This is a genomic window from Streptomyces sp. G-G2 (genome assembly GCF_030063135.1).
Taxonomy (GTDB): Bacteria; Actinomycetota; Actinomycetes; order Streptomycetales; family Streptomycetaceae; genus Streptomyces.
Window position 1 is genome coordinate 1 of sequence record NZ_JASISO010000061.1, and the last position, 12,187, is coordinate 12,187.

Here is a 12,187-nt window from a genome sequence, read left to right on the forward strand (position 1 = left end):
CGACAGCCCGGGGCGCCGTCCGCCGCGCGGCGGCGCGTGCCCAGGGCCCGACCGCCCCCGGGGGACCCGACGGGCCCGACGGGCCCGGACGGCGCGCGGCGGACGGGCGCCCAGGACCCGACCGGCGCCTCGGGCGCCTCGGGCGCCGCCTCCTGGGCGGGGGTCCGCGCCCACCCGCACGGGCAGCGCGGACTCGTCACGGGTCTCGCCCCCCGCGCCCGGCACCGGTCACTTCGGCCAGGTCAGCGGCCACCGCGCGGCACACGGCCAGGCCGTCGCCACGGGCGGGTAATTGTTCTTCGCCGCCCCGCCCCGAGCTGGCATGCTGGGCTCCGTGAACGGACCGGACATCGATCTCACCCTCGCCCCCGAGCTGCACGTCTTCACGGCGCCCAGCAAGCGCGCCGCACACGTGCCCACCACCATCGACGGCACCTCCAGCCTCGGCCACGTCGTCGAGTCGGTCGGCGTCCCGCTCACCGAGGTCGGCCGACTGCTCGTGGACGGCCGTGAGCAGCCCGTGTCGTATGTGCCCCGAGGGGGCCAGTCCGTCGAAGTGTTCGCGGTCGACCGCCCCCAGCCGGTCCCCGGCGCCCCGCTCCGCTTCCTCCTCGACGTCCACCTCGGCACCCTCGCCCGCCGGATGCGGCTGCTCGGCGTCGACACCGCCTACGAGAACGAGGACATCGGCGACCCCGCGCTCGCCACCCGCTCCGCCGCCGAACGGCGCGTCCTGCTCTCCCGTGACCGGGGCCTGCTGCGCCGCCGCGAGATCTGGGCCGGTGCCTATGTCTACAGCGACAGCCCCCGCGAGCAACTGCGCGACATCCTCGGCCGGTTCGCGCCCGCCCTCACCCCCTGGACCCGGTGCACCGCCTGCAACGGCACGCTCCGCGAGGCCGACAAGGACAGCGTGGGCGACCTGCTGGAGAACGGCACGCAGCGCTCCTACGACGTGTTCGCACAGTGCGGCGCCTGCGAACGCGTGTACTGGCGGGGCGCGCACCACGCCCACCTGGAGCTGATCGTCAGCGAGGCGTTGGCCGAATTCGGCGGCGGCGTCACCGCGTAACGCGCCTCCGGGGCGGGCAGACTTCTCCACCATGACAGCCCCAGCCTCCGTGCCCGAATCTGTCGTGGACGTCGCCGTCGTCGGCGCGGGCCCCACCGGTCTCCTGATCGCCGGGGACCTCGCCGCCGCCGGACTGACCGTCACCCTCATCGAGCGCCGTCCGCGGACCGCCGCGAACCTCACCCGTGCCTTCGCCGTCCACGCCCGCACCCTGGAACTCCTGGACGCGCGCGGCCTCGCCGACGAACTCGTCGCCACCGGCAGCCCGGTCCGCGACCTCCGCCTCTTCAGCGGACTCACCCTCTCCCTCGGCATGCTGCCCACCCGCTTCCCGTTCGTTCTGATCACCCCCCAATTTGAGACGGAAAGACTGCTGGAGCGTCGCGCGTTGTCCACAGGGGTGGACATCCGGTACGACCATGAGCTGATCGCACTCCACCAGGACCAGGACACCGTCACCCTCGACCTCCGCACCCCCGAGCCCGCGACCCTGCACGCCCGCCACGTCGTCGGCGCCGACGGCGTCCGCTCCACCGTCCGCCGCGAACTCGGCCTGCCCTTCCCCGGCCAGGCCGTGGTCAGCTCCATGGTGCTGGCCGACGTACGCCTGCGGGACGCGCCCGAGGACCTGCTCGCCGTCGACAGCAAGGGCCCGGCCTTCGCCTTCCTCGTCCCCTTCGGCGACGGCTGGTACCGGGCCATCGCCTGGCACCGCGACAGCCGCGCCCGCGACAGCGACCCCGTCGACCTCGGCGAGCTGCGCGCCGTCACCCGCACCGCCCTCGGCACCGACCACGGCATGCACGACGCCCGCTGGATCTCCCGCTTCCACGCCGACGAACGCCAGGTCCCGCACTACCGCGCGGGCCGTGTCTTCCTCGCCGGGGACGCCGCCCACGTGCACTCCCCCGCGGGCGGCCAGGGCATGAACACCGGCCTCCAGGACGCCGCCAACCTCTCCTGGAAACTCGCCGCCGCCCTCCTCGGCCGCGCCCCCGACCCCGAGGCCCTGCTCGACAGCTACCAGGACGAACGCCACCCCGTCGGCCGCCTCGTCCTGCGCGGCAGCGGCGCCCTCACCCGGATCGCGATGGTCTCCTCGCCCGCCCGGCGCGCGGCCCGCGGCCTCGGAGCCGCGCTGCTGGGCCGGATCCGCCCCGCCCAGCGCCGCGTGCTCGGCATGGTCTCCGGGATCGACATCGCCTACCCCGCGCCGCCCGGCCACGCCCGGCCCGCGGGCCACCGCGCGCCCGACGCCGTCCTGCGCGAGGGCAGGCTGTACGAGCTGCTGCGCGCGGGCGACTTCGTCCTGATCACCCCGCCGGGGCGGGACTTCGCCCCCGCCGCGCCGGAGACGGGGCTCGCCCGCGCCTCCTGGCGCACGTCGGGACGTACCGCGTGCGTGCTCGTACGCCCCGACGGTTACGTCGCCTGGTCCGCCCCCGCGCCCACCCCGGCCGAGGTGTCCCGGGCCGTGTCCGCCTGGCTCCTCACGCCCCGCAAGGGACCGGTCTCACAGAAGCTGCCGAAGGAGGAGCGGGAGGAACAGGGGGAGCAGGGAGAGCAGGGAGAGCAGGGAGAACGTCAGAAGGAGTAGGTGTCGCCGGTGTCCAGCGCCAGCACCGCGTGCTGGTCGTTGGTGTGGTCCCGGTCGGTCGCGCCGCCGTTCCACCAGGTGTCCACCCGCAGCACCACCTCCGGCTCCGGCTCCTTGAGCAGCAGCCGCAGCCCGATGTGGCGGCCCTGCCCCCGCGCGGGCAGGGCCCCCGTCTCGCACATCACCTCGCGCTGACCGGCCCGGGCGCAGCCCTCGGCCAGCTCCTGCCGGTCGGCGAGGTCGGCCGAGAGGCGCAGCCGCAGAGTGGTGTTGGCGAGGGGGGTGGGCCCGAGGTTCTGCGGGACCACCCAGACAGCGAGCCGACCGCCGGACAGGCTCACCCGCCCGTGGTAAGCCAGATCGGCCTCGGGCTCGCCCGCCGGTCCGGCCGCCCCCGGCTGGCCCGCCGACCACGGGCCCGTCCCCGGCACACCCGCCGACCCCGCCGTTCCGGGCGTTCCCACCGCCCCGGCCGGGGCCGCCCCCAGGGACAGGCCCAGGGTCAGCGCCAGGGTCAGGGACACACCCAGGGCCACCACGCTTCGTACGACGCCACCGCGCACCGACACCGTCACCACCTCCGTGCGCGGACGCTAGCCACCCGCACCACCCGCCGGTCGGACCATCACACGAACGAGGGCGCGTCTCCCCGCCATCTGCGGGGGCCGCCCCGGCCCGGGCCGCCGCCCGGTCGTGCGAGGGTTGCCCGCATGGTGATCGTCCGCTCCGTGTCCCTGTTCGCCCTCGCCGCATTCCTGGAGATCGGCGGTGCCTGGCTCGTCTGGCAGGGGGTGCGCGAGCACAAGGGGTGGATCTGGGTCGGCGCCGGGGTCATCGCCCTCGGCCTCTACGGCTTCGTCGCCACCCTCCAGCCCGACGGCGACTTCGCCCGGGTCCTCGCGGCCTACGGCGGGGTCTTCGTGGCCGGATCCATCGCCTGGGGCATGGTCGCCGACGGCTACCGCCCCGACCGCTGGGACATCGCCGGAGCACTGGTCTGCCTGGCCGGAATGGCCCTGATCATGTACGCCCCGCGGGGGCGCTGAGCCTGCGGCCGCCGGGCGACCGGCCACCTCCGCGGGCCGCCTCGGCGAGGTGCCTATGCTGGCCGAGTATCGATCACCCGAACGAGGAGCGCTCCCATGATCCCCCGCATCGCAGTCGTCACCGGGGCGAGCAGCGGAATCGGCGCGGCCACCGCGCGGCAGCTCGCAGGCGCCGGATACCACGTGGTGCTGACCGCCCGTCGCAAGGACCGCATCGAGCAGCTCGCCGCCGAGATCACCGCAGCCGGGCACCGGGCCTCCGCCCACCCCCTGGACGTGACCGACCGCGCCGCCGTCGACGCCTTCTCCGCCTCCCTGGAGCGCTGCGACGTCCTGGTCAACAACGCGGGCGGGGCCATCGGCGCCGAGCCGGTCGCCACCGGCGACCCGGCCGACTGGCGCACGATGTACGAGGTCAACGTCATCGGCACGCTCAACATCACCCAGGCACTGCTCCCGGCCCTGACCGCCTCCGGTGACGGCACGGTCGTCGTCCTGTCCTCGACCGCGGGGCACTCCGCGTACGAGGGCGGCGGGGGCTACGTCGCCGCGAAGAACGGCGCCCGCGTACTGGCCGAGACCCTCCGCCTGGAGATCGTCGGCCAGCCGGTCCGCGTGATCGAGATCGCGCCGGGCATGGTCAAGACCGAGGAGTTCGCCACCACCCGCTTCCGCGGTGACGCGGACAAGGCGGCGAAGGTGTACGCGGGCGTCGCCGAACCGCTGTCCGCCGACGACGTGGCCGACACCATCACCTGGGCGGTCACCCGCCCCAGCCACGTCAACATCGACCTGCTGGTGGTCCGCCCCCGCGCCCAGGCGTCGAACACGAAGGTCCACCGCGAGCTGTAGGCCGGCACCCGGGAGGGCTCGCCGGAGACCGTCCTACGCCAGCCCGGCGGCCTTGAGCTGGGGCATGAGGGCCGCGGGCTTCAGCCCCGCGGCCCTCGCCGCCGCCAGCGCCCGCTCCAGGTCCGCCTCCAGGGTGGGCGTGAAGTGCAGCAGCACGATGTCCCCCGCCTTCAGCCGCGGGGTCGGCGGGGTCTGGTCCCAGGTGGTGAAGTCGTAGGTCCAGGTGACCAGGGCCTTGACCCCGCAGGCCTTCGCCGCGAGCCGTACGTCGTCGTTGACGGCCCCGTACGGCGGCCGCAGCAGCTGCGGCGCCCGCCCGAAGGTCCCCTTGAGCTGCTCGCGCGCGCCGCACACCTCCGCGTCCTTCCCGGCCGCGTCGAGGGTGGTGAGGTCGGGATGGTTGACGGTGTGGTTCTCGACGGTGGCCCGCCCCTGCTCGATGAGGTCCGTGAAGTAGCCGGTGTCGTACGAGGTGGCCCCGGGCAGCAGGAACAGGGTCACCGGCACCCGCTTGCCGATCAGCGTCCGCGCGGCGGCGGGGTCGTGGTTCCACCCGTCGTCGATGGTGATGAAGACGACCTTGTCGGAGGTCGGCACGTGCGCCACGACGGGCGGCAGCCCCACCCCCGCCACGGCGGATCCGGCCACCCCGAAGGTGAGCGACAGCGAAGCGAGCACACCGAGGACCACGCGAGATCTCCACATGCCGCACACCTTGGTCTAGACCAACTCCGAGCGTCAATCCCCGTGCACGCAACGGAAGTTGAGCCGCCCCCGCCGGTTGCCCGCGTACGGGCGGAAACGCGCGGAAACGCACGCGGCACGCGCATCGCGGCACGCGGCACCGCAGCACGCAGCACGCGGCACGCGGCACGCGGAGGGGCCCGGACCGTCCTGCGGTCCGAGCCCCTCCACTCCCCCGACAGCCGCGCCCCGGGCTCAGCCCTTGACGCAGATGACCTGCTTCAGCTTGGCCACGACCTCGACCAGGTCGGTCTGCTGGTCGATGACCTGCTCGATCGATTTGTAGGCACCCGGGATCTCGTCCAGGACGCCCGTGTCCTTACGGCACTCCACGCCCTTGGTCTGCTCCGCCAGGTCCCGCGCGGAGAACCGCTTCTTCGCCGCCGTCCGGCTCATCTTGCGGCCCGCGCCGTGCGAGGCCGAGTTGAAGGACTTCTCGTTGCCGAGGCCCTTCACGATGTACGAGCCGGTGCCCATCGAGCCCGGGATGATCCCGTAGTCACCGCTGCCCGCGCGGATCGCGCCCTTGCGCGTGACCAGCAGGTCCATGCCGTCGTAGCGCTCTTCGGACACGTAGTTGTGGTGACAGCTGATCTCGTGGTCGAAGGAGACCTTCGCCTTGCGGAACTCCTTGCGCACGACCTCCTTGAAGAGGCTCATCATCACGGCGCGGTTGTACTTGGCGTACTCCTGCGCCCAGAAGAGGTCGTTGCGGTAGTCCCGCATCTGCGGCGTCTCCGCCAGGAACACGGCGAGGTCGCGGTCCACCAGGCCCTGGTTGTGAGCCAGCCCGCGGGCCACCCCGATGTGGTGCTCGGCCAGCTCGTTGCCGATGTTGCGGGAGCCGGAGTGCAGCATCAGCCAGACCACTCCCGCCTCGTCGAGACAGAACTCGACGAAATGATTGCCCCCACCGAGCGTGCCGATCTGCTTGGTGGCGCGCTCATGACGGAATTTGACCGTTTCCGCGATGTCGTCGAAGCGGGTCCAGAGGTCGCCGAAGCCGTCCGCCTCGAATTGGTACAGCTGCCCGGGATCGACCGGCTCCTTGTGCATCCCCGCCCCCACCGGGATCGCCTGCTCGATCTTCGATCGCAGCCGTGACAGGTCCCCGGGCAGGTCGTTGGCCGTCAGAGAGGTCCTGACCGCCGACATTCCGCAGCCGATGTCCACCCCCACTGCCGCCGGACAGACCGCGTCCTTCATCGCGATCACCGAGCCGACGGTGGCGCCCTTGCCGTAGTGCACGTCCGGCATGACGGCCAGGCCCTTGATCCACGGCAGGGTCGCGACATTGCGGAGCTGCTGCATCGCACTGTCCTCGACCGTGGACGGATCGGTCCACATCCGGATCGGGACCTTCGCCCCGGGCACCTCTACATACGACATAACGTCCCCAACACCCCGTAAATCACTGGAAAGTATTAATACGCAAAAAGCCTCGCAATGGGCCCCAAAAGCGATATGGGACCGGCGTCAGCACCAGCGCGTGCGATAGACATTGTGTCCACGCGCGCCCCAGCAGCGGCAACGCATTTACCCCTCAGAGCTTGTCGAACGGAGCCAGACGACGTGCAGCGCAACGCGGTACGGCAAGTCCTTCCGGGCATCGTGATGCTCACGGCCCTCATGGCCGGATGCACCGGTGGAACCGGCACCGGGGTCACCACCGACTCCAAGGCGGGCGGCGCCACGCCGATCGCGGGGCCGCCCGGGAAGTACCGCAGCCTGCCCTCGCCGTGCCGGGCCTCCGACCCGAAGCGGCTCAAGGCCATGCTCCCGGCGGCGGACACGCTCACCTCGGTGCAGCGCGACCAGCTCTACGCCGGGACCGCCGACACCTCGTACGACGCCGACCGGCGCGTCGGCTGCCGCTGGAAGGCGCAGACCCCCGACGAGACCCGCCTGCTGTCGGTCGGCTTCGAGCGCGTGGTCTCCTACGACCGCGCCACGAGCAGCGACGACGACAAGGCGCGGCAGGTCTACGAGCGCCGGCTCGCCGACGCCCACCTCCCGGCCCCCACCCCGACGGGCAACCCGGGCAACCCGGGCAGCCCGGCCCCCGGCGCGAGCACGGGCGGCGCCTCCCCGACCCCTGGCGCGAGCACGGGCGGCGGCGCCACCCCGGCCCCGGGCGCCACCCCGGCCCCGGGCGCGACCCCCGGCGCGGGCGCGGCCCCCGGCGCCCCGGGAAACGCCCCCGGAGCCGCGGCCGGTACCGGATCCGGCGCCCCCAACACCGCCCCCTCCGCCACGCCCACCCCGCCCGAGCTGGGCTCCCGCGTGCTGGAGGGCCTCGGCAACGCCGCTTTCGTCGACGACCGGCTCAGCGCGGCCGGATCCACGGCCCAGACGCGGACCGTACGCATCGTCTTCCGGACCGCGAACGTCATCGTCACGGTCGAGTACAGCGTGCAGCCCGCGCTGCCCGGCGGGGTTCCCTCCAGCGCGCAAACGCAGGAGGAGGCGCACCAGTTGGCGGAGGCCCTGGTCGAGCGCCTCAACGACTGAGCACCTGGTCAGAGCCTGCGCGCGGGGCTCCGCGACAGGTCCGCGGGGGCCGCGCGTGACGGCGGGCACTGCGTCGGGCCGCCCGGTCGGGCTACCGTTGCCCGGGTCCCCGCGCTCATAGACACACAAACGTACGAAGGAATCATGCACCGATCAGCCTCGCGCCTCACCCGCGTCATCGCCTGCGCAGCCGTCCCGGTGATCTTCGCCGTCTCCGGCTGCTCGTCCGACTCGGGCAAGAGCGCGGACGCGGGCAAGAAGTCCGACTCGTCCGCTTCGCCCAAGTCGCCGAGCGCGAAGCCGACCCCCCTGGAGAAGGCCGCCTTCAGCACCCTGCCCGACCCGTGCAAGACGGTGCAGTCGAAGACCATCGGCACGCTCGTCCCGCACGCCAAGGACGAGAACGGCACGGCCACCAAGTCGAACGACCTCACCAGCCGCGCGAGCTGCTCCTGGAACGGCCTCGACGAGAACGGCCTCAAGGGCTCGGACTACCACTGGCTCGCGGTGTCCCAGGTCCGCTACGACTCGCACGAGAGCCTCGGCAGCGGCAACAAGCGCGCCGAGGAGCAGTTCAACAAGCAGCTCCAGACGGCCAAGACCGTCGAGGGCGCCCAGAACACCAAGAACGACCCGGTCGGCGGGGTCGGCGACCAGGGGACCTCGGTCACCTACGCCACCAAGAAGGACGGCGCCGACTTCTTCAACACCACCGTCATCGTGCGCACGCAGAACGTGGTCATCACCCTCGACTACAACGCCGCCGCCTACGAGGGCGCCGCCGCCCCCGACCCGGCGAAGCTGCTCGAAGGCGCGGTCGCCGCGAGCCGCGAGGCCGTGAACTCGGTCGCCGCCGCGAACCAGCAGCCGAACGGCTCGCAGCCTCCCGCCACCTCGCCGCCCCCGTCGGCCGAAGCCTCCTGAGCAGGGCTCCCGACCAGGTGACAAAACCTCACCCGTACGCTGTGCCTGCCGTTTAGCTCGTTAGTGGGAGGGGATCGCGGGTGGCCGCGATGCAGCTGACTCGTACGCACCGGATACTCATCGGCGTCGTCGTCGCGGGCGCCGTCGTCATCGCGGGGATCGGCTTCGCCGGTTCGTACGCCGCGGTGCGCGCCCTGGCGTTGCAGAAGGGGTTCGGCAGCTTCTCGCTGGTGTTCCCGATCGGCATCGACATGGGCATCTGCGTGCTGCTCGCGCTCGACCTGCTCCTGACGTGGATCCGCATCCCCTTCCCGCTGCTGCGCCAGACGGCGTGGCTGCTGACGGCCGCGACCATCGCCTTCAACGGCGCGGCCGCCTGGCCGGACCCGCTGGGCGTGGGCATGCACGCCGTCATCCCGATCCTGTTCGTGGTGACGGTCGAGGCGGCCCGGCACGCGGTGGGGCGGATCGCCGACATCACGGCGGACCGCCACATGGAGGGCGTCCGCATCACCCGCTGGCTGCTCTCGCCCATCCCGACGTTCAAGCTGTGGCGCCGGATGAAGCTGTGGGAGCTGCGCTCCTACGAGCAGGCGGTCGGCATGGAGCAGGACCGGCTGATCTACCAGGCCCGCCTGCAGGCCCGCTACGGGCGCGCCTGGCGCCGCAAGGCGCCCGTCGAGGCGCTGATGCCGCTACGGCTCGCCCGGATCGGCGTACCGCTGTCCCAGACGGTTCCCGAGGGTCTGGCCGCGGCGGGCATCGAACCGGCGGTGCTGTCTCCGATCGCGAGCGGCGAGGCGGCCCCGGCGGCGCTGGAGGCCCCGATGCCCCTCGCGGCGCCCGTACCGGCCCAGGCACGGGCACAGGCCCCGGCACAGGCCCCGGCACGGGGTCCCGTACCCGCCCAGGCCCAGGCGCAGGCACAGGCACAGGCGCAGGCACAGGCACAGGCGCAGGCACAGGCCCAGGCACAGGCCCAGCCGCAGGTGCCCGCGCAGCCCCAGGCCCCCGGCTCCCAGGCCCCCGGGCCGCATCCCTTCGCCGTCGACCCGACCGCGATGCCCGCGGCCCACAACAGCGCCTGGTTCGCGGCCCCGCTGGCTCCGCAGGCGGCGTACGAGGGCGGCTACAACCCCCAGTACGTCGACGGTCTGGAGCCCACCCCGGTCCTGCCCCCGACCGGCCCGGACGAGGACGGGACCCAGGACCCGCGGGCCGGACAGCCGCCCCTCCCGACGCCCCTACCGACGCCGCTCGCGGACCCGGCTCGGGGCCCGGCCCCGGCGGACGGCCCGGCCGAGGACCTCAGCCCGGTCGACGAGGTGAAGTTCGCCGAGGCGGCGTACGAGGTGTTCCGTACCTACGTCGACGAGCACGGCAACTGGCCCAGCCCCGAGCAGCTCGACATACACCTCTCGGACGGCCACGGCATCGTCCACCCGCGCAGCTCGACCACGCTCAAGCGGCTGATGCCCGAGCTGAAGCAGCGCTACCAGACGGACCTGGAGAACGAGCACATCGCGTGACCCGGCCGCACCGCCCGACGGGAAAGGGCCCGCACCCCCAGGGGTACGGGCCCTTCTCTGTGTCACTCAGACGGCGAGCAGCTTGCGCACCCGCTCCGCCCCCACCGCGAGCAGCAGCGTGGGCAGCCGCGGCCCGGTCTCCCGGGTCACCAGCAGTCGGTAGAGCAGCGCGAAGAACGTGCGCTGCGCGACCTTCAGCTCCGGGGTCGGCTTGGCGTCCGGCTCCAGGCCCGCCATCACCTTCGGCACGCCGTAGACGAGCGTGGTGAGCCCCTCCAGCGACCAGTGCGCGTCCAGGCCCTCCAGGAGCAGCCGCAGCGACTCGCGGCCCTCGTCGTCCAGCGAGCCCAGCAGCTCGCGGTCGGCGTCCTCACGCACCAGGGTGCGCTGGTCGGCCGGGACCTGGGTGGTGATCCAGTTCTCGGCGCGGTCCAGCCGGGGGCGTACGTCGTCCAGCGAGCCCAGCGGGTTCGCCGGGTCGAGGTCGTTCAGGATCCGGACCGTCTGCTCGTCGTGCCCGGCCGTGATGTCCACGACCGAGGCGAGCGTCCGGTACGGCAGCGGCCGCGGGGTGCGCGGCAGCTCACCGGCGGCGGTCCGCACGGCGCGCGCGTGCGAGGCGGCGTCGGCGGGCAGCACGGAACCGTCGGCGACCTTGGACTCCAGCTTGTCCCACTCGTCGTAGAGCCGCTGGATCTCCTGGTCGAAGGCGATCTTGAAGGACTGGTTGGGCTTGCGGCGCGCGTACAGCCAGCGCAGCAGCTGCGGCTCCATGATCTTCAGCGCGTCGGCCGGGGTCGGCACCCCGCCCTTGCTGGAGGACATCTTCGCCATGCCGCTGATGCCGACGAACGCGTACATCGGGCCGATCGGCTGCTCGCCGCCGAAGACGTGCACGATCTGGCCGCCGACCTGGAACGACGAGCCGGGCGAGGAGTGGTCGACGCCCGAGGGCTCGAAGACCACGCCCTCGAAGGCCCAGCGCATCGGCCAGTCGACCTTCCAGACCAGCTTGCCGCGGTTGAACTCGCTGAGCTTGACCGTCTCGGTGAACGCGTCCTCGGTGCAGACGTAGGTCAGCTCGGTGGTCTCGTCGTCGTAGGACGTCACCTTCGTGAAGTCCTTGCCGCACTGGGCGCAGTACGGCTTGTACGGGAAGTACCCGCCCTCGCCCGCGCTGCCGTCGTCCTCGGCGGCGGCGCCCGAACCCTCGGCGGCCTCCAGCTCGGCCTCGTCGGCCTGCTTCTGCTGGGGCTTCTTGCCGCCCGGCTTCTGCTTGGTGCGGTACTGGTCGAGCACGGCGTCGATGTCCCCGCGGTGCTTCATCGCGAAGAGGACCTGCTCGCGGTACACGCCGGTGGTGTACTGCTCGGTCTGGCTGATCGGGTCGTACTCGACGCCCAGTTCGGCCAGCGCCTCCACCATGGGGGCCTTGAAGTGCTCGGCCCAGGTGGCGTACGCCGACCCGGCCGGGGCCGGGACCGCGGTCAGCGGCATGCCGATGTACTGGCCGTAGGTCTCCGGGTCCACCCCGGGGATGCCCGCGGGCACCTTGCGGTAGCGGTCGTAGTCGTCCCAGGACAGGACGTGCCGGACCTCGATGCCGCGGCGGCGGATCTCGTCCGCGACCAGGTGCGGGGTCATGACCTCGCGGAGGTTGCCCAGGTGGATCGGGCCGGAAGGGGAGAGGCCGGACGCGACGACGATCGCTTTGCCCGGGGCTCGGCGCTCCGCCTCGGCGATGACCTCGTCCGCGAAACGGGAGACCCAGTCGGTCTCGGTGCTGCTCTGGGCGCTCTGAGCCACGACACGTCCTTCTATCTCGAATGCTGGCTGTCCGCCATTCTCCCAGACGGAACGGGCCGCTCCGGGGTTGCTTCCCACCCCGGTGTCCCCGCGCGATATCCCGCGA

11 protein-coding genes and 1 pseudogene are annotated in these 12,187 nt (G+C 72.6%); 7 read left to right on the forward strand and 5 right to left on the reverse strand.

All coding sequences use genetic code 11. The features are described from left to right. A pseudogene (locus QMF80_RS33520) lies at nt 1-200 on the reverse strand (hypothetical protein); the annotation flags it as partial. Between the two features lie 134 nt (nt 201-334). On the opposite strand from QMF80_RS33520, the gene QMF80_RS33525 reads away from it, so the two are divergent. Next, entirely contained in the window at nt 335-1,072 is a 738-nt protein-coding gene (locus QMF80_RS33525) for a Mut7-C RNAse domain-containing protein (protein WP_283460327.1), read from the forward strand. Between the two features lie 31 nt (nt 1,073-1,103). Further along, nucleotides 1,104-2,669 (forward strand): FAD-dependent oxidoreductase, encoded by a 1,566-nt coding sequence (locus QMF80_RS33530; protein WP_283460329.1) that lies wholly within the window; start codon nt 1,104-1,106, stop codon nt 2,667-2,669. Here QMF80_RS33530 and QMF80_RS33535 read toward each other — a convergent pair. After that, a complete protein-coding gene (locus tag QMF80_RS33535) occupies nt 2,657-3,238 on the reverse strand; it encodes a hypothetical protein (RefSeq protein WP_283460332.1) in 582 nt (193 codons plus the stop codon). The genes QMF80_RS33530 and QMF80_RS33535 overlap by 13 nt on opposite strands. Before the next feature lie 141 nt (nt 3,239-3,379). On the opposite strand from QMF80_RS33535, the gene QMF80_RS33540 reads away from it, so the two are divergent. Then, nucleotides 3,380-3,715, forward strand: a complete 336-nt coding sequence (locus QMF80_RS33540; protein WP_283460333.1) for a YnfA family protein — start codon at nt 3,380-3,382, stop codon at nt 3,713-3,715. Between the two features lie 96 nt (nt 3,716-3,811). Further along, entirely contained in the window at nt 3,812-4,567 is a 756-nt protein-coding gene (locus tag QMF80_RS33545; protein WP_283460335.1) for an SDR family NAD(P)-dependent oxidoreductase, read from the forward strand. Nucleotides 4,568-4,600: 33 nt separating this feature from the next. Here QMF80_RS33545 and QMF80_RS33550 read toward each other — a convergent pair whose 3' ends face one another. Further along, nucleotides 4,601-5,272: a polysaccharide deacetylase family protein gene (locus QMF80_RS33550; RefSeq protein WP_283460337.1), complete on the reverse strand. Its 672-nt coding sequence runs from the start codon at nt 5,270-5,272 to the stop codon at nt 4,601-4,603. 234 nt (nt 5,273-5,506) lie between these two features. Beyond that, entirely contained in the window at nt 5,507-6,700 is a 1,194-nt protein-coding gene (locus tag QMF80_RS33555; protein WP_283460340.1) for an RtcB family protein, read from the reverse strand. Between the two features lie 183 nt (nt 6,701-6,883). Between QMF80_RS33555 and QMF80_RS33560 the strand changes: the two genes are divergently transcribed. From QMF80_RS33560 to QMF80_RS33570, 3 genes are all read left to right on the forward strand, one after another. After that, nucleotides 6,884-7,822, forward strand: coding sequence for a DUF3558 domain-containing protein (locus tag QMF80_RS33560; RefSeq protein WP_283460342.1), 939 nt, complete (start codon nt 6,884-6,886; stop codon nt 7,820-7,822). Between the two features lie 144 nt (nt 7,823-7,966). Next, on the forward strand, nt 7,967-8,746 hold the full coding sequence (locus QMF80_RS33565; RefSeq protein WP_283460343.1) for a DUF3558 family protein: 780 nt from the start codon (nt 7,967-7,969) through the stop codon (nt 8,744-8,746). Between the two features lie 80 nt (nt 8,747-8,826). Continuing rightward, nucleotides 8,827-10,275: a DUF2637 domain-containing protein gene (locus QMF80_RS33570; RefSeq protein WP_283460345.1), complete on the forward strand. Its 1,449-nt coding sequence runs from the start codon at nt 8,827-8,829 to the stop codon at nt 10,273-10,275. 66 nt (nt 10,276-10,341) lie between these two features. Here the strand turns inward: QMF80_RS33570 and lysS are convergent, their stop codons facing one another. Beyond that, on the reverse strand, nt 10,342-12,081 hold the full coding sequence (gene lysS, locus QMF80_RS33575) for a lysine--tRNA ligase (RefSeq protein ID WP_283460347.1): 1,740 nt from the start codon (nt 12,079-12,081) through the stop codon (nt 10,342-10,344). Nucleotides 12,082-12,187 lie beyond the last annotated feature (106 nt).